General features: G+C 72.9%; 12 protein-coding genes. 3 read left to right on the forward strand and 9 right to left on the reverse strand.

The window, feature by feature from the left end; translation table 11 throughout:
* Nucleotides 1–391: 391 nt before the first annotated feature.
* The 5 genes from acnA to dut form a co-directional block, all read right to left on the reverse strand.
* Complete coding sequence (gene acnA, locus V1258_RS04030) at nt 392–3,181, reverse strand: aconitate hydratase AcnA (protein WP_329748467.1); 2,790 nt, start codon at nt 3,179–3,181, stop codon at nt 392–394.
* 232 nt (nt 3,182–3,413) lie between these two features.
* Entirely contained in the window at nt 3,414–4,730 is a 1,317-nt protein-coding gene (locus tag V1258_RS04035) for a class I SAM-dependent RNA methyltransferase (RefSeq protein WP_329748468.1), read from the reverse strand.
* A 154-nt stretch (nt 4,731–4,884) separates the two neighbouring features.
* On the reverse strand, nt 4,885–5,607 hold the full coding sequence (locus tag V1258_RS04040; protein WP_329748469.1) for a DUF3159 domain-containing protein: 723 nt from the start codon (nt 5,605–5,607) through the stop codon (nt 4,885–4,887).
* Nucleotides 5,604–6,383 carry a DUF3710 domain-containing protein gene (locus V1258_RS04045; protein WP_329748470.1) on the reverse strand — a complete coding sequence of 260 codons (780 nt, stop codon included), beginning with the start codon at nt 6,381–6,383 and terminating at the stop codon, nt 5,604–5,606. Before V1258_RS04045 ends, V1258_RS04040 begins: the two co-directional genes overlap by 4 nt.
* A gap of 2 nt (nt 6,384–6,385) precedes the next feature.
* Nucleotides 6,386–6,901, reverse strand: coding sequence for a dUTP diphosphatase (gene dut / locus V1258_RS04050; RefSeq protein ID WP_329748471.1), 516 nt, complete (start codon nt 6,899–6,901; stop codon nt 6,386–6,388).
* 107 nt (nt 6,902–7,008) lie between these two features.
* On the opposite strand from dut, the gene V1258_RS04055 reads away from it, so the two are divergent.
* A complete protein-coding gene (locus V1258_RS04055) occupies nt 7,009–7,530 on the forward strand; it encodes a DUF3093 domain-containing protein (protein ID WP_329748472.1) in 522 nt (173 codons plus the stop codon).
* 119 nt (nt 7,531–7,649) lie between these two features.
* Here the strand turns inward: V1258_RS04055 and V1258_RS04060 are convergent, their stop codons facing one another.
* The gene (locus V1258_RS04060; protein ID WP_329746842.1) at nt 7,650–7,952 is read right to left on the reverse strand and encodes a DUF4193 domain-containing protein; all 303 of its coding nucleotides are present in this window, start codon (nt 7,950–7,952) and stop codon (nt 7,650–7,652) included.
* A 365-nt stretch (nt 7,953–8,317) separates the two neighbouring features.
* Here V1258_RS04060 and sepH point away from each other — a divergent pair, with 365 nt between their 5' ends.
* Nucleotides 8,318–9,610 (forward strand): septation protein SepH, encoded by a 1,293-nt coding sequence (gene sepH / locus V1258_RS04065; RefSeq protein WP_329748473.1) that lies wholly within the window; start codon nt 8,318–8,320, stop codon nt 9,608–9,610.
* A gap of 84 nt (nt 9,611–9,694) precedes the next feature.
* Here sepH and V1258_RS04070 read toward each other — a convergent pair whose 3' ends face one another.
* The 3 genes from V1258_RS04070 to V1258_RS04080 form a co-directional block, all read right to left on the reverse strand.
* The gene (locus V1258_RS04070) at nt 9,695–10,831 is read right to left on the reverse strand and encodes an alkaline phosphatase family protein (protein ID WP_329748474.1); all 1,137 of its coding nucleotides are present in this window, start codon (nt 10,829–10,831) and stop codon (nt 9,695–9,697) included.
* A gap of 8 nt (nt 10,832–10,839) precedes the next feature.
* The gene (locus V1258_RS04075) at nt 10,840–11,415 is read right to left on the reverse strand and encodes a DUF5998 family protein (RefSeq protein ID WP_329748475.1); all 576 of its coding nucleotides are present in this window, start codon (nt 11,413–11,415) and stop codon (nt 10,840–10,842) included.
* Nucleotides 11,416–11,513: 98 nt separating this feature from the next.
* Nucleotides 11,514–14,252 carry a GNAT family N-acetyltransferase gene (locus V1258_RS04080; RefSeq protein ID WP_329746846.1) on the reverse strand — a complete coding sequence of 913 codons (2,739 nt, stop codon included), beginning with the start codon at nt 14,250–14,252 and terminating at the stop codon, nt 11,514–11,516.
* A gap of 103 nt (nt 14,253–14,355) precedes the next feature.
* Between V1258_RS04080 and V1258_RS04085 the strand changes: the two genes are divergently transcribed.
* Nucleotides 14,356–16,812 (forward strand): DNA gyrase/topoisomerase IV subunit A, encoded by a 2,457-nt coding sequence (locus tag V1258_RS04085; RefSeq protein ID WP_329748476.1) that lies wholly within the window; start codon nt 14,356–14,358, stop codon nt 16,810–16,812.
* Nucleotides 16,813–16,820 lie beyond the last annotated feature (8 nt).

The following is a 16,820-nucleotide window of genomic DNA, read 5'->3' on the forward strand; positions in this document are numbered from 1 at the left end:
CGGGTGATCAGGGGTGCTCGTGCGGGGCGCTGGAGACCCGCGCGGACCCGTCCACGACGACGGCGCCCCGCCCGGCATTTGCCGGACGGGGCACCGTCTGTCACGCAGTACGTCGATCAGGCCGGAACCTACTGCCTGATCTCCTACCGCTCGTCCCTCGCAGTACGTCGATCAGGCCGGAACCTACTGCCTGATCTCCTACCGCTCGTCCCTCGCAGTACGTCGATCAGGCCGGAACCTACTGCCTGATCTCCTACCGCTCGTCCCTCGCAGTACGTCGATCAGGCCGGAACCTACTGCCTGATCTCCTACCGCTCGTCCCTCGCAGTACGTCGATCAGGCCGGAACCTACTGCCTGATCTCCTACCGCTCGTCCCTCGCAGTACGTCGATCAGGCGACGAGCGAGCGCAGGACGTACTGCAGGATGCCGCCGTTGCGGAAGTAGTCCGCCTCGCCGGGGGTGTCGATACGGACCACCGCGTCGAAGGTGACGACCGAGCCGTCCTCCTTGGTGGCGGTGACGGCCACGGTCTTCGGGGTCGTGCCCTCGTTCAGCGCGGTGACGCCCGCGATGTCGAAGGTCTCGGTCCCGTCGAGCCCGAGCGAGTCGGCGCTCTCCCCCGCCGGGAACTGCAGCGGCAGCACGCCCATGCCGATGAGGTTCGAGCGGTGGATGCGCTCGTAGCTCTCGGTGATGACGGCCTTGACGCCCAGGAGCTTGGTGCCCTTGGCGGCCCAGTCGCGCGAGGAGCCGGTGCCGTACTCCTTGCCGGCCAGCACCACCAGCGGGATGTCCTCCGCCGCGTACGCCTGCGCCGCGTCGTAGATGAACTCCTGCTCGCCGGTCAGGAAGTTCTTCGTGTACCCGCCCTCGACGCCGTCGAGCAGCTGGTTCTTGATGCGGATGTTCGCGAAGGTGCCGCGGATCATCACCTCGTGGTTGCCGCGCCGCGACCCGTAGGAGTTGAAGTCCTTGCGGGCCACGCCGTGCTCCTGCAGGTACTTCCCGGCCGGGGAGTCGAGCTTGATGGAACCCGCGGGCGAGATGTGGTCCGTGGTGGTGGAGTCGCCGAGCTTGGCGAGCACCCGCGCACCGCGGATGTCCTCGACCGGCTCGGGGGTCTGGCCCATGCCCTCGAAGTACGGGGGCTTGCGCACGTAGGTGGACTCGGCATCCCAGTCGAAGGTCGCGCCCTCGGGGGTCTCCAGCCCGCGCCAGCGCTCATCGCCGGTGAAGACGTCCTGATAGTCGGCGGAGAACATCTCCTGGGTGATGTTCTCGCCGATCACACGCTCGACATCGGTCGGGTTCGGCCAGATGTCGCGCAGGTAGACGTCCTGGCCGTCCTTGTCGGTGCCCAGCGGGTCGTTCTCGAAGTCGAAGTCCATCGTGCCCGCGAGCGCGTAGGCGATGACCAGCGGCGGGGACGCCAGGTAGTTCATCTTCACGTCGGGGTTGATGCGGCCCTCGAAGTTGCGGTTGCCCGAGAGCACCGCGGTGACCGCGAGGTCCTTCTCGGCGATGGCCTCGGAGATCTCCGCATCCAGCGGGCCGGAGTTGCCGATGCAGGTGGTGCAGCCGTAGCCCACCAGGTGGAAGCCGAGCTGCTCGAGGGCGGGCCACAGGCCGGCCTTCGTGTAGTAGTTCGTGACGACCTGCGAGCCGGGGGCCATGGAGGTCTTGACCCACGGCTTGGCCGCGAGGCCGCGGTCCACGGCGTTCTGGGCCAGCAGGCCGGCGGCCATCATCACCGAGGGGTTCGAGGTGTTGGTGCAGGAGGTGATCGAGGCGATCGAGACGATGCCGTGGTCGATCTCGAAGTCCCTGCCCTTGACCTGGACGGGGTTCGAGGCGCGGCCGACGACGTGCTGGTGCACGGGCGCGGCGCCGCCCGACTCGTTGTCGGAGTCGGGGGTCGCGGGATCCGACGCCGGGAAGGAGCCGTCGCCGTTCGTCTGCACCGGATGATCGGCGGCGTACGAGGGCAGCACCTCGCGGAAGGACTCCTTGGCCTCGGTGAGGATGATGCGGTCCTGGGGACGCTTCGGGCCGGCGATCGAGGGGACCACGGTGGAGAGGTCCAGCTCGAGGTACTCGGAGTAGGCGACCTCGATGCTCGGGTCGTGCCACAGGCCCTGGCGCTTGGCGTAGGCCTCGACGAGCGCGAGCTGCTCCTCGGAGCGGCCGGTGAGGCGGAGGTAGTCGACGGTGACGTCGTCGATCGGGAAGATCGCGCAGGTCGAGCCGAACTCCGGGCTCATGTTGCCGATGGTCGCGCGGTTCGCGAGCGGGACCTGGGAGACGCCCTCGCCGTAGAACTCGACGAACTTGCCGACCACGCCCTGCTGGCGGAGCATCTCGGTGATGGTGAGCACGACGTCGGTCGCGGTCGCCGCGGCGGGGATCTCGCCGGTGAGCTTGAAGCCGACCACCTTGGGGATCAGCATCGACACGGGCTGGCCCAGCATCGCGGCCTCGGCCTCGATGCCGCCGACGCCCCAGCCGAGCACGCCCAGGCCGTTGACCATGGTGGTGTGGGAGTCGGTGCCGACGCAAGAGTCCGGGTACGCGCGCAGGACCGGCGCCTCCCCGTTGACGGACACCTCACGGGTCATGACGGTCCGGGCCAGGTACTCGATGTTGACCTGGTGGACGATGCCGGTGCCCGGGGGGACGACCTTGAAGTCGTCGAAGGCGGTCTGGCCCCAGCGCAGGAACTGGTAGCGCTCGCGGTTGCGCTCGTACTCGAGCTCCATGTTCTTCTCGAGCGCGTCCAGGCGGCCGGCGACGTCGATCATGACGGAGTGGTCGATGACCATCTCGGCCGGGGCGAGCGGGTTGATCTTCTCGGGGTCGCCGCCGAGGTCCTCCATCGCCTCGCGCATGGTGGCGAGGTCGACGACGCAGGGCACGCCGGTGAAGTCCTGCATGATCACGCGGGCCGGGGTGAACTGGATCTCCGTCGCGGGCTCGGCGGAGGGATCCCACGAGGCCAGAGCGCGGACGTGATCGGCGGTGATGTTCGCGCCGTCCTCGGTGCGCAGCAGGTTCTCGAGCAGGACCTTGAGGCTGTAGGGCAGCTTCTCGGCGCCCGGCACGGCGTCGAGGGCGTAGATCTCGTAGTCGGTCCCGCCGACGGCGAGCTGCTGCTTCGCGTGGAACGAGTCGATGGTGCTCATGGAAGAACTCCTCGGTTGATGGGCGACCCCCTCATCGTAGGCGCGCGCACCGACGGCGGCAGGCGAACGCGCCGACCGCCGATCCGGACGAGTGTGCAGGTGAGGTGGTGGTCTGCAGGGGCGACCCCGGCAGATATCTTGAAGTCAAGATAAATTCTACCACGGATCGGGGCCTCCAGCTGACAGGTCGTCAGCTCGGCCCGGGGCGGGTCGGCCGCCTGCCCAGACCGGTTCAGACCCGCTCGAGGACCGCGACGGACTCGATGTGGTGCGTGTGCGGGAAGAGGTCGAAGGCCCGCAGCTCGGTGAGGCCCCATCCCTTCTTCTCGATCGCGGCGAGGTCCCGGGCGAGGGTCGATGGCTCGCAGGACACGTAGACGATGCGCTGCCGCACCGCGGCGGCGAGCAGGTCCATCAGTTCGAGCCCGGCGCCGTTGCGCGGCGGATCCAGGACCACCACGTCGACCCCGCCGCGCCGGGCGCGCACCCAGTCGGTGACGTCGGCCGTGCCGGTCGACACCTGCGGGAGGTCCTGGAGGTTCTCCGCGGCGAGCTGAGAGGCCCGTCGGTTCCCCTCGACGGAGACGACGGTGCCGTCCCGCCCCACCTGCTCGGCGGCGACGGCGGCGAACAGCCCCACCCCGCCGTAGAGGTCCCAGGCGCTGCCGCCGCGAGGTGCGCGCAGCGCCGTCGAGACGGCCTCGCTGAGCAGCTCGGCGGCCCGGCGATGGGACTGCCAGAACCCGGTCGCCGAGACCGCGAACAGCCGATCGCCGACGCGCTCGCGCACCATGCCGTCACCGCGGAGCGGGACGAGCCCGCGAGAGGTCCGCACGGACACGTCCACATCGCCCCACTCCTCGGGGACGCGGATCGTCGCCGGGTCCAGGTCCCGGCCCACCAGGACCACCGAGGCGGGGCCGACCGAGGGGGCGACCGCGTCGATGGCCTCCACGCCCTCCGGCGCCGTCCAGGATCCGAGGTCGAGATCGCGGATCGCGCGGGCCGCGAGCGGGTTCGCCCCGAGCGGGTGCACGTCGTGGGAGCGCCAGCCGCGCATCCCCACGTGCCCCTCCTCGTCGACCGCGAAGCGCATGCGCGTGCGCCAGCCGAGTCCGTCCATGTCGTGGGTGGCCGGCTCGACCTGCACCTCCTCGATGGGATAGCTGCTCACCCCGGCGCGGCGCAGGAGCTCCTGCATGACTTCGGTCGCGATGCGGCGCTGCGCGGGCAGGGCGATGTGGGACCACTCGGCACCGCCGATCCCCTCGGCGGAGGCCTCCTCCCACACCGTCGGGACGCGATCGACCCCGGGCTCGAGGACCTCGACCGCCTCGGCGCGCCAGAAGCGCGCATCGGGCTTCTCGGCCGGATCGTCGAGGAGGCGCGCGATCACCGTCTCCCCCGGGGCGGTCCCGCGCACGAACACGACCCGGCCCTCATGGCGGGCCACGAAGGTGCCCCCGGCGGCGGGCGCGCCGACGGAGAGGGTGAGGAGTCGTCCGTCCGGCGCCGGGCCGCTCGCGTCGCGTTCGGGGTCCGTGCTCATCGGTCCACTCCCTCTCCGCCCGCGTCTGGACGTCGCGGGACCGGCTCCGGTCGATCAGGTGGCTGCTCCGCTGGAATCTGACAGCGGTCATGTCGGCGACCAGTGTCCCACCACCGCGGGCGTCCCGGGGACATCCCGCGCCCGGCGCGTCCGCTCAGCCCGCGTCGGCGGCCGCGCGCCGCGCGAGCAGCGCCCGGTGGAGCAGCCACACCAGGTAGGCGATGACGGCGAAGGCCGGCAGACCCATGACCAGCTTGGCGACGCCGAGGGCGGCGACCTGGCCGGTGAGGAGCAGCGGGACCTGCACCGCGAGCTTCGCGACGTAGAGCCCGAGGAAGAGCAGCGTCGCCCGGGTGTAGACGCGGCGCGCGTCGGGGTCCTCGGCCCAGTCCTGCACCCGCGGGTCCAGCACCCCGACCACGAGACCCACGAGGGGCCGCCGAGCGAGCAGCGAGACCAGCAGCACCAGCACGGAGACGGCGTTGATCGCGATCCCCGGGGCGTAGAAGTCGGTGCCGTCGCCCGAGCGGATGGCGAGGACGGCGCCGAGGGCGACCCCGAGCAGACCCCCGAGCACCGTGGCCGGGCTCTGCCGCTGGACCAGGCGCACCACGAGCAGCACGGCCACGACCCCGACCGCGGCGAGGGCGGCGGCCATCACCGAACGGGTCACCAGGTACAGCACGAGGAAGACGAGGGTCGGCAGGACCGACTCGGCGACGCCGCGCGGCCCGCCGATCGCCTGAGCGACCGAGAACTCCTCCTGCTGCAGCACGCCGCCGAGGCCCGTGCTCGGGGCCGACGAGCCCTCCGAAGGCCGCTCCGGCGTGGGAGTCGTCGTCCCGGGGTCCCGGGGCTCGGTGCCGGCGGCGCTCATCCGACCTCGGTGATCTCGGGACCGCGGGCCAGCGGGTCGAGCGGGCCCTCGGCGATCTGGGCGAGGCCGGGACGCTGGCCGGGAAGGTGCAGCGGGATCAGCTCCTGGGGAGCCATCGCCTCGGTGCCGCGCACGACGACCAGGCGGGAGATCAGGGTCTCGAAGCGCTCGGCCTGGGCGCGGTCGCCGAGTGCCTTCCCGGTGAGGATCGCGCGCAGGAACCAGCGCGGGCCGTCGACGCCGAGGAAGCGCGCCGGGCGATAGCCGGTGCGTCCGTCGGCGCGCTTGACGGGCAGGCGGGTGATCAGCTCGGTGCCGAACACACCGGGACGGGTCTCGGCGGTGCCGCCCTGCTTGACCACGGAGTCGCGCAGCGAAGTGCGCACCTCGTCCCACAGTCCGCGGGACTTGGGGGCGGCGAAGGCCTGGACCTGGAGGGAGGATCCCTCGATCACGAGGTTCGCGCCGGTGACGTTGCCGCTGCGCTGGTCGACCTCCATGCGCAGTTCCATCCCGTCGATGGTGGGGACGAGCAGCGCACCGAGGTCGATCCGGTCCTCCTCGGGGGCGTCGTGGGCGTCGAAGGGCCCCGCGTCGAGGTGATCCGGTCGCTCGACGGTGTCGTCGCCGTCGGCGGGTGCGTCCGCGCCCTCCGACCGGGTCGCGTCCTCGGTGTCGGCCTCCTCGCCCGGCGTCCCGGGGTCGTCGGTGTCGAGCGCGTCCAGGCCCTCGATCTCCTCGACCTCGGCCTTCTTCCTGCGGGAGAACAGTCCCATCCTCATCCCTCCTGCTGCTGTTCGCGGTCGGACAGGGCGGCGGCGAGCCCGCCGCTCGAGCCGAAGCCCGCCTGAGCCCGGTCCGTCTCGTCCAGGTCCTCGACGTCCTCGAGCACGGGGGCGAGGAAGGGCACCACGACCAGCTGGGCGATGCGATCCCCGACCCGCAGCGTGACCGACTGCTCGAGGTCCGTGTTGTGCAGGGCCACCTTGACGGGCCCGCGGTACCCGGCGTCCACGACGCCGGGGCCGTTGAGCACCGTGACGCCGTGCTTCGCCGCGAGCCCGGAGCGCGGGCAGACGAGGCCGACCGTGCCGGCCGGGAGCGCGATGGCCAGGCCGGTGTCGACCAGGGCGCGACCTCCGGGCGGGATCACGACGTCCTCGGCGCTCGCGAGATCGAGGCCGGCGTCGTCGTGATGGGCGCGATGAGGCAGCGGAGTCCCGGGAGCACGACGGACCCGCAGGGTCGTGCCGCGCGGATCCGGGGAGCCGGGGGCTGAGGGCATCTCGGGCATGGGGTCCAGGGTAGGCGCTGGGACGACCGGTGCGCGCGACGGCCCTCGGCGACCTGTGCCCGGGACCTCCCCGCGGGCACCCCGGACGGGCGTGAGAACATGGCGGCATGTCCGCCGATCCCGCCGATACCGTGTCCCCGCGCCCCGCAGGAGATCCTCCCGCGATCGGGGAGGACGGTCGGCTCTTCCACGAGCGCCTGCTGCCCGGACCCGGCACCGCGGCGGTCGTCGTGCTGCTGGCCGTGGTGGTCGGCATCGCCGTGGCGCCGCTCGGGACCATCGGGGCCCTCGTCGCGGGCGTCCTCGCCCTGATCGTGGGAGCAGTGGTCATCGTCCTGGCCTCGCCCGTGCTCGAGGTCGCTGGCGGCGAGCTGCGCCTGGGCCGGGCGCACATCCCCACGGAGCTGCTCGGCGAGCCGGAGGTGCTCCGCGGCGAGGACTGGCAGCGGACGATGGGGCAGGATTTCGAGCCCCTCGCCCACCACTGCACGCGGCCCTGGGTCGCACGGGGCCTGCGCATCGCGGTGCTCGACGCCGAGGACCCCACGACGGCGTGGGTCGCCTCCACCCGTCGGCCCGAGGACCTCGCGCTCGCGGTGCGCACCGCGCAGGCCGCCACCGCCCGCTGAGGCGCCGACTCCGCCCGGGAGCTCGAGCCCGGCTCCGGAGCACGGGGCCGGCTCGGACCGGAGACGACGACGGCGCCGCCCCTCAGGGGGACGGCGCCGTGATCGGGGCGGGTGCTCGCTCAGGCGGCGGCGCACTCCTTGCAGATGATGAGGGTGCCCTCGACGTGATCGATCTGGCTGCGGTGCTTCACCAGGAAGCAGCTCGCGCAGGTGAACTCGTCGGCCTGACGCGGGAGGACCCGGACGGAGAGCTCCTCGCCCGAGAGATCGGCGCCCGGCAGCTCGTAGGAATCCGCGGCCTCGGCCTCGTCCTCATCCACCACCGGGGTCGCGGCCTCGTTCCGGCGACCCTTCAGCTCCTCGATCGAGTCCTCGCCGGACTCGTCGTCGTTCTTGCGCGGTGCGTCGTAATCAGTGGCCATCTACGGTCCGTTCTGGGTTGTCTCGAGTGTTCTCGGAGGGTCGTTCGACCTGTGGGGCGGGGGCCGTCCGTCGTCGTGGAACGCCGGCCGGTCCCCCGGTGGTCGACGCGCTTCCCAACGCGGAATGCGGCGGCATTATTGCAGAGAGGCCTGCGGGACTCAACAGGATGCCACCCGGAGCACGACACGCGGCGATCCGAGCCCTTGAGCGGGCCCGGTGAGCAGGCTCGCGCGGTAAGGTCGCGGCCTAGCGGACGCACGGCCCGCGGGGTGCCCACGCCCCACAGCGCCCCGCCGCGCCCCGACGTGGGTGCGCACACGGCGACCGCAGGACGCAGGCCAGGGCAGCGACGGAGAGGACGACGATGCGAGAGCTCGAGCTCGACGGGATCCATGACGACGGGGAGCACCTGATCCTCGTCGACTCGGAGGGGACCCGCTTCACAGTGCGCATCGACGCCGCCCTGCGCGCCGCCGTCCGCACCGACCGCCCCGCCCTCGGCGCGATCCAGGCGGCCTCCTCCGCTCCGGTGCGCCCCCGCGAGATCCAAGCGATGCTCCGCGCGGGCCGCAGCGCCGAGGAGATCTCCGAGTCCGCCGACATCCCGCTCGAGCACGTGCGCCGCTACGAGGGGCCCGTGCTCGCCGAGCGCGAGTGGACGGCGCAGCGCGCCGGCACCTTCCCCGTCGGCCGGGGCGGACCCGCCCTGCTCGAGGTGGTGCGCGAGCGTCTCCTGGCCCGCGAGGCCGCCGGCGATACCGCCTGGGACGCCTGGCGCCGCCCCGACGGCACCTGGACCCTCGAGCTGACCTTCGCGGCGGGGGGACGTACCCGTCAGGCGCAGTGGATCGCCGACCTCGAGACCCGCACCGTGACCCCGATCGACGACGAGGCCCGCTGGATCAGCGATGAGGACGCCCCTCCCGCGCCCACCCGCGGCCCAGCCCGCCTGATGGCCGTCAAGAGCGCGGTGTACGACGTGGAGAGCGACGACTCGATCGACGAGACCACCGGCGCTCCCCGTCGCAGCCGGAACACCTGGCCCGGCGCGCGCCCCGGCCGGACCGATCAGCCGGGGCGGCCCTCTGCCTTCGAGGAGGATGAGCTCGAGGCGCTCAACGCCCGTCGCGGACTGCGCTCGGTGCCGCCGCTGGACGACGGCGGCACGGTGTGGTCGAGCCTCGCGGACGAGGAGACCCCGGAGACGGCGCCCGCGCGCGCCACCGGCAGCGACGAGCCGGCAGACCTCGATGAGACCGCCGATCCCGCCGACCGTGAGGCGCTCGCCGAGCACGACGCCACGCGCCCCGCGACCGGGATCTCCGAGCGGGACGAGGACCAGGATCCCGTGGCTGAAGACGACATCGAGGCCGCCGGGCCGGACGCGGACGAGACCGCACCGGTGGCGTCGGCGGACCAGGAGGAGCCGGCCGAGGGCTCCGCCCCGATCGGCGCGGTGCACCACCAGGAGACGGTCGACCTCACGCCGCTGCCCGGCTTCGACCATCTCCCGTCGGCCCGGAGCGCCTCGGACGAGTCCGAGAACCCCGCCGCGGAGGACGCCCCCGCGAAGCCGGCGCGCCCTGCGCGCTCCAAGTCCAAGCGCTCCTCGATCCCCAGCTGGGACGAGATCGTCTTCGGCTCGAAGCACGACTGAGGCCGGCAGAGCTGAAGGAGGCCGGTCCGCCTCCTCTCGGATCTGCCCTGGCTCTGACCTGCCCCGGCGCGGACCTGCCCTCGCTCAGACCGTCACGGTGAGCAGCGGCACCCAGGACTCTGCCGCGGTGAGCGATCCGTGGACGCCGATCAGCGTCGGCGCCCCGGTGGGCCGCCGGGAGGAGTCCTCGATGTTCCACCGACCCCGGGCGAGCAGCTGCACGTCACCGAGGCGCCCGGCCACGCGCGGGTCCGGTGCGCGTCCCGCCGGGCCGAGGAGTCCGATGCGCAGGACCTCCTCCCGCTCGAGCACGAGCGCCCGCTCGCCGAGGAGCTCCCGCAGGGCGCCGGCCAGATCGGCCTCCGCCCCGGGCACCGCGAAGAGCGTCGCCGCCCGCGGCTCCCCCGCGACCTCCGCGATCAGACGGTGGACCGCCGGATGCTCGGCCAGGTCGATCGTGCGCTGCGGCGAGGTGTCGACCATGCCGTGATCCGCGGTGACGTGGATCCGCGTGCCGCGCGGCAGGCGACGCAGCAGGGCACCGAGCAGCGCGTCCGCCTCGGCCAGCGCATCCCGCCACGCCTCGGAGTCGATCCCGTGATGGTGTCCGGCGTGATCGACCGCGTCGTGGTGCAGGTGCACGAGCCCATCGGGCCCGGCCCGGTGCAACGCCGTGCGCACCGCCTCGACCCGATCGCCACGGCCGTGCGCCAGGAAGTCCCACCCCCGGTAGGCCGCTCCCGTGAGGTGCGAGCGCTGATGCTTCGCGGGTGCGACCTGCACCGCATGCCGTGTCCCCGCCTCCACCGGGGTGGGCAGCGGCATCCACTCCTCCGGGCGGACCCGCGGGTCCCCGGTCAGCTGGTTCACGACCGTGCCCGTCGCCGGATCGCGGGTGAGATAGCCGATCACGCCGTGCTCGAGCGGGCTGAGTCCGGTGTGCAGCGACACCATGGCGCTCGCCGTGGTCGACGGGGCGACGGTCCGGATCCGGCGGACCTCCCCCTCCAGGCGCCTCAGCGTGGGGGTGAGCGAGCGGTGCTCGCGGAGCAGGTCCGCCCCGACGCCGTCGAGCAGGAGCACGAGGTCCCGACCGGGCTGCGGGCGGTGCAGCAGGGGCGGCAGCACGTCGAGCAGTCCGGGGCGCGCCCCGTCGGCGAACGGCGGGGGCAGCAGGTCTCCCGGCCACTCCACGGGGCCGGGGAGGGTCGACGCGGTCACCGGGGCGGTCAGTCGTCGAGGGCGTCGACCGCGTCGAGCAGGGCGCCGTGGAAGCGGAGCGCCTCCTGCACGGCGCGGGGGCCGTCCGCGAGGGCGCTCACGCGCAGGGCGAGGTCGGCGGGGGCGACGGTGCCGGTGTAGCCGTGGTCGACCTGGCACGACGGGTCGTCGCAGACGGCGCGCTCGAGATCCATGCGGTGGGAACCGCTCCAGGAGATGCCGAGGGTGATCTCGGCCTCCGTGCCCGGCGCCTTCTGACCGTCGGTGTCGAAGACCTGGCTGAGACCGGTCGCCGACACCCGGCGCAGACGGATGCGCTCGGTGGTGGAGACCACCTGGCTCGGGTTGAGCTGATCCTCGGGGTCGTCGTCGAGATGGGTGACCAGGAGATGGGCGGCGGTCAGCACCACCACGGTGAGGTGCCTCCGGACCTCAGGACCGTCGAAGGTCGTCTCGGGACGCACCAGATGGGCGAGCACCGGGGCGCCGCGCAGGGAGCGCTCGATGCTCTGCCCCGCGATGTGGGGGAAGTAACCGGCGCTCTCGAGCTGGTCGATCAGGTCGTCGGGCAGTACGGAGGTCATCGGCCCAGTCTGTCACGCTCCTCCGGCACGGTGCAGGGCTCCTCGACGGGCGGCACGACCGGTCCGGACCGGGTGCGAGCAGGCGGGCAGCGCTGCCCTCAGAACCCGGCCGGGCCGGCGAGCGCGCGCCGGATCCCGTCGGTGCGGTTCGGGGCGGGGGCGAGCCGTCCCTCGGCGCCGACGACGGCGACCCCGTCCTGCCCGACGAGGACCGGGTACAGGTCGAGGCGGGAGAGCTCCGGGAGGTCCTCCGCGAGCATCCCGATGCGCACCAGCAGATCGGCGAGCGCCGCGCGGTCCGCGGGGGGCAGCCCGCGGGTGCCGTCGAGCTTCACCGCCGAGGCCGGGGCGCGCGTCAGCCGCGCCGCGGCGGCCTCGCTGAAGGGCGGGATCGCGTAGGAGATGTCGTCGAGCAGATCGGTCGCGTCGCCCGCGACGGAGAGGCTGACGACGGGCCCGAGCGAGGGGTCCTCGATGCTGCGCACCACCATCGCCACCCCGGGCGGGGCCATGGCCTGCACGGCGAGGGCCGCGCTCGAGAAGGACAGGTCCCGGCGCATGGACTCGAGAGCGTGGCGCAGCTGCACCTCGTCGGGGATCTCGAGCCGCACCCCGCCGAGGTCCGCGCGATGACGCAGCACCGGGTCGGTGCTCTTGAGGGCGACGGGATAGCCGATCCGCGCCGCGACCTCGACCGCCTCCTCGTCGTCCCGCACCGGGACGGCCTCGAGCAGCGGCACGCCGTACGCCGCCAGCAGCTCGGCGAGGTCCTCGGCGGTGAGGTCGACCTCGGCCGTCGCACCCTCGGGCAGCAGCCGGTCGACGAGGGCGCGGGCCGCCGCGCGGTCGACGTCCTCCCGTCGCGCGGGCTCGTCGTCGTCTGCCGCGGGCCGCAGCGCGGCGGCGAGCATGCCGGCTCCGGCGCGCACCACGCCGAAGGGCGTCGCGTGGACGGGCGGGAGTTCCGAATCGGCGCGCACCGCGGCCTGCACGGCGGCGAAGCGCTCGGCGCTGGTGATCAGGCAGACGAGCAGGACCACCTCGGAGTGCCGGGCGATCTGCGCCATCTGCCGGATCAGCTCCGTCGGATCGGAGGTGAGCGGGTCGAGCACCCCGGCGATCACCAGGTCCACCTCGCCGAGCGCCGCCATCGAGGTGAAGGCGCGCTGCACGAGGCGGGGGTCCGGGGCGAGCGGGACCGAGCGGTTGTCGGCGACCACGTCGAGCCCGGCCTCGTCGGCCGCTCCGCGCAGGGCCGCGCCGAGCGCAGCGGTGTTGGAGAGCAGTCCGGTGCGCGGCCCCGGCGGGAGGCCCTGGCGTCCGAGCGCGTCGACGACGTCGAGCAGGTGGTCCACCCCCTGGGCCTGCACCACCCCGGCGGAGTCGAGCACCTGGTCGAGGGCGCGGCGCGGGAGCTCGGAGAGCCGGACGTCGTGCCCGGGCGGTCCGCTCGTCGCGAGGCCCGGTGGGCGCAGCACGATCACGGGCGTGCGCCGCGTGATGCGACGGGCGAGACGGGTGAACTTGCGGGGGTTGCCCATCGACTCGAGCGCCAGGGCGATCACCCCCACCTCCTCGGCGTCCTCCCAGTACTGCAGGGTGTCGTTGAGGGAGACGTCCGCCCGATTGCCGGCGCCGACGAACTCGTGCAGTCCGATGCCGCGCGTGTCGGCCCCCGCGAGCAGCAGGGCGGAGAGGGCGCTTGACTGCCCGGCGAGCGCGACGCGGCCGGGACGCGGCATGGCGGGGGCGAGGGAGAGGCTGATGGCGTCCTCGCCCGTGCGCAGGAAACCGAGCGATCCGGGGCCGAGCAGGCGCATGCCGTGGCGTCGGGCGCGGGCGACGAGCTCCCGCTGCAGGGCCCGTCCGCCGTCGCTGTCGGAGAAGCCCTCGGTGGGGATCACGACGGATCGGACGCCGATCTCCACGCACTCCTCGATCGCCCCGAGACAGGCCTCGGGGCGCAGGGCGATCACGGCCAGGTCCACCGGTCCCGGGACGTCGCCGATCCGGGCGCGGGTGCGATGCCCGCGCAGCTCGAACGACTCACGGGAGACGACGTGCACGGCCCCGGTGTAGCCGGACCGCTCGAGCGCGGTCAGGAAGCGCCCGCCGACGGAGTCGTCCCGGGAGGAGACGCCGACGAGGAGCACCGAGCGGGGATGCAGCAGGAGCTCCATGGCCCGTGCCTCGGCACGATGCTCGCGCTCGGCCATGACCTGCAGGGAGCGCGCCGTGGGATCGATGCGGAAGGTGACCTGCACGACCCCGTCGTCGAGGGTGCGCTCGACGTCGAAGCCGGCATCGGTGAACACCCCGATCATCCGTGCGTTCTGCGGGAGCACCTCGGCGACGAAGACCCCGATCCCCCGTTCGCGGGCGGCGGCCGCGAGATGCTCGAGCAGCACCGAGCCTAGCCCGGTCCCCTGTCGCGAGTCGGCCACGTTGAAGGCGACCTCGGCCTCCCCCGGTCCGGTGCGGTCGTACCGGGCGACGGCGATGATCTCCTCGCCCACCTCGACGACGAAGGCCACCCGGTCGCGATGGTCGACGACGGTGAAGCGCGCCAGGTCACGAGGGGACAGCCGCGGCATCGGCGCGAAGAACCGCAGGTAACGGGACTGCTCGGACTGGGCGACGTGAAAGGCCTGGAGGGCGTCGGCGTCGGAGGGCCGGATGGGGCGCAGGTGCGCCGCGGTGCCGTCGCGCAGGGCGATGTCCGCCTCCCAGTGGGCGGGATAGGCGAGCCGCGGACGGCGGCCCTCGGCAGGACCTCCCGGGCTCGCGGTCCCCGGGCGGCGGCGTCCGGGGCGCCGGTCCTCACGTCGCTCGACCATGTCCGGATCCTATCGTCGCAGGCCGTGCGCGGGACGGTTCTCACGTCCCGCGGACGGCCCCGTCTGCCGGGATCGGTGCCGGTCATGCGCGATGATGTCCCCCATGGCCCGATCACGAAGCACCCAGCCCCCCGGCGCGGGAGATGCGGTCGACGAGACCATCGTCGACATCGACGTCACCAGCGAGATGGAGTCCTCGTTCCTCGAGTACGCCTACTCGGTGATCTACTCGCGGGCCCTGCCGGACGCGCGCGACGGCCTCAAGCCCGTGCAGCGCCGCATCCTCTACATGATGAGCGAGATGGGCCTGCGCCCCGACCGCGGCCACGTCAAGAGCCAGCGCGTCGTCGGCGAGGTGATGGGCAAGCTCCATCCTCACGGCGACACCGCCATCTACGACGCCCTGGTGCGGATGGCGCAGAGCTTCAACATGCGCCTGCCGCTCGTGGACGGGCACGGCAACTTCGGCTCGCTCGACAACGGTCCGGCGGCGCCGCGCTACACCGAGGCGCGTCTGGCCCGGGCGGCGCTGCTGATGACCGAGTCGCTGGACGAGGACGTCGTGGACCGCGTCCCGAACTACGACAATCAGCTCACCCAGCCCGAGGTGCTCCCCGCCCAGTACCCGAACTTGCTGGTCAACGGCGCCTCGGGGATCGCCGTCGGCATGGCCACGAACATGGCCCCGCACAACCTCGTGGAGGCGATCTCGGCGGCGCGGCACCTGATCGATCACCCGGAGGCGACGCTCGAGGAGCTGATGCGCTTCGTCCCCGGTCCGGATCTCCCCACCGGCGGGCGGATCATCGGGCTGGGCGGGATCCGGGACGCGTACCGCACGGGACGCGGCTCCTTCAAGATGCGCGCCACCACCCGCATCGAGAACATCACCTCGCGGCGCAAGGGCATCGTCGTCACCGAGCTGCCCTACCAGGTCGGTCCCGAGAAGGTCGCCGAGAAGCTGCGCGACGCGGTCCAGGCGAAGCGGGTCCAGGGCATCACCGACTACCAGGACCTCACGGACCGTCATCACGGCCTCCGGCTCGTGCTCACCGTGAAGTCCGGCTTCGAGCCCGAGGCGGTGCTCGAGCAGCTGTACCGGTACACGCCGCTCGAGGAGTCCTTCGGGATCAACAACGTGGCGCTCGTGGACGGGCAGCCGCGCACCCTGGGCCTCAAGCAGATGCTCGAGGTCTTCGTCGACCACCGGATCACCGTGGTGCGCCGCCGCACCGAGCATCGGCTGGCGAAGCGGAAGGCACGGCTGCACCTGGTCGAGGGCCTGCTGCTCGCGATCCTGGACATCGACGAGGTGATCCAGATCGTCCGCACCAGCGACGACGCGGAGATCGCGCGCGGTCGTCTGATGCAGGTCTTCGACCTCACCGAGGTGCAGGCCGAGTACATCCTCGAGCTACGCCTGCGGCGCCTGACCAAGTTCTCGCAGATCGATCTCGAGGCGGAGCGCGACGAGCTGCGCCGGGAGATCGAGGCGCTCGAGGAGATCCTGGGCTCCGACGAGGTGCTGCGCCGGCTGGTCTCCGACGAGCTGGCCGCCGTCGCCGCGGAGCACGGCGATGCCCGGCGCACGGTGCTGTTGGAGTCCTCCGCCGCCCCGGCTCCCACCGCGGGGGCGTCGCTCGAGGTCGCCGACGAGCCGTGCCGCGTGCTGTTCACCGGCACGGGCCTGGTCGCCCGGGCCGCCGGGGAGGAGCCGCTGCGCCGCGACGGGCAGCGGGGGGCGCATGACGTGATCGTCTCGGACGTGCTCACCTCGACCCGCTCGGCGGTGGGCGTGGTCACCGATCGCGGCCGTCTGCTGCGCCTGTCCGTCGTGGATCTGCCGACGCTCGCCCCGACGGCGGGGGCGCCGTCCCTCGCCGGCGGCACCCGGCTCGCGGATCTCGTGGACCTCGAGCGGGACGAGCGGGCCCTCGCGCTGGTCCGCGTCGCGGAGGACGATCTCTCCCGCGGCGGGGCGATCGCGCTCGGCACCCGCCAGGGCGTGGTGAAGCGGGTCCAGCTCGACTTCCCCCGCACCGACGGCTTCGAGATCATCTCCCTGAAGGACGGGGACGCCGTGGTGGGAGTGGTCGATCTCGAGGTCGACGCGGACCTGGATCTCGTGTTCGTCACCTCCGACGCCCAGCTCCTCCACTTCCCCGCCTCCGGGATCCGACCCCAGGGCCGGGCCGCGGGCGGCGTGGCCGGAATCAAGCTCGCTGACGGCGCGCGGGTGATCAGCTTCGGGGCGATCGACGTCACCGCTCCCGCCGACGTGGTCACCGTGGCCGGCAGCTCCGCGACGCTGCCGCTGCTGCAGACCGGCTCTCTCAAGGTCTCCCCGCTCACCGACTTCCCGGCCAAGGGCCGGGCCACCGCGGGGATGCGCTGCCACCGCTTCCTGCGCGGCGAGGACGAGCTGATCGGCGCGTGGGTCGTGCCGCATCCGGCGCGAGCCTCCTCCGAGGCGGGCCAGCCCATCGATCTGCCGGAGCCGACCGGACGACGCGACGGATCCGGCACCCCGGTGCCGGTCCCGATCGCCGCGGTCGGCTGACCGGGGCC

Source organism: Brachybacterium sp. J153 (genome assembly GCF_036311905.1).
GTDB lineage: Bacteria > Actinomycetota > Actinomycetes > Actinomycetales > Dermabacteraceae > Brachybacterium.

What these genes read in the sequence shown, in the direction of transcription:
- acnA (WP_329748467.1), bottom strand. Translation starts at nt 3,181, where the DNA reads ATGAGCACCATCGACTCGTTCCACGCGAAGCAGCAGCTCGCCGTCGGC.
- V1258_RS04035 (WP_329748468.1), bottom strand. Translation starts at nt 4,730, where the DNA reads ATGAGCACGGACCCCGAACGCGACGCGAGCGGCCCGGCGCCGGACGGA.
- V1258_RS04040 (WP_329748469.1), bottom strand. Translation starts at nt 5,607, where the DNA reads ATGAGCGCCGCCGGCACCGAGCCCCGGGACCCCGGGACGACGACTCCC.
- V1258_RS04045 (WP_329748470.1), bottom strand. Translation starts at nt 6,383, where the DNA reads ATGGGACTGTTCTCCCGCAGGAAGAAGGCCGAGGTCGAGGAGATCGAG.
- dut (WP_329748471.1), bottom strand. Translation starts at nt 6,901, where the DNA reads ATGCCCGAGATGCCCTCAGCCCCCGGCTCCCCGGATCCGCGCGGCACG.
- V1258_RS04055 (WP_329748472.1), top strand. Translation starts at nt 7,009, where the DNA reads ATGTCCGCCGATCCCGCCGATACCGTGTCCCCGCGCCCCGCAGGAGAT.
- V1258_RS04060 (WP_329746842.1), bottom strand. Translation starts at nt 7,952, where the DNA reads ATGGCCACTGATTACGACGCACCGCGCAAGAACGACGACGAGTCCGGC.
- sepH (WP_329748473.1), top strand. Translation starts at nt 8,318, where the DNA reads ATGCGAGAGCTCGAGCTCGACGGGATCCATGACGACGGGGAGCACCTG.
- V1258_RS04075 (WP_329748475.1), bottom strand. Translation starts at nt 11,415, where the DNA reads ATGACCTCCGTACTGCCCGACGACCTGATCGACCAGCTCGAGAGCGCC.
- V1258_RS04080 (WP_329746846.1), bottom strand. Translation starts at nt 14,252, where the DNA reads ATGGTCGAGCGACGTGAGGACCGGCGCCCCGGACGCCGCCGCCCGGGG.
- V1258_RS04085 (WP_329748476.1), top strand. Translation starts at nt 14,356, where the DNA reads ATGGCCCGATCACGAAGCACCCAGCCCCCCGGCGCGGGAGATGCGGTC.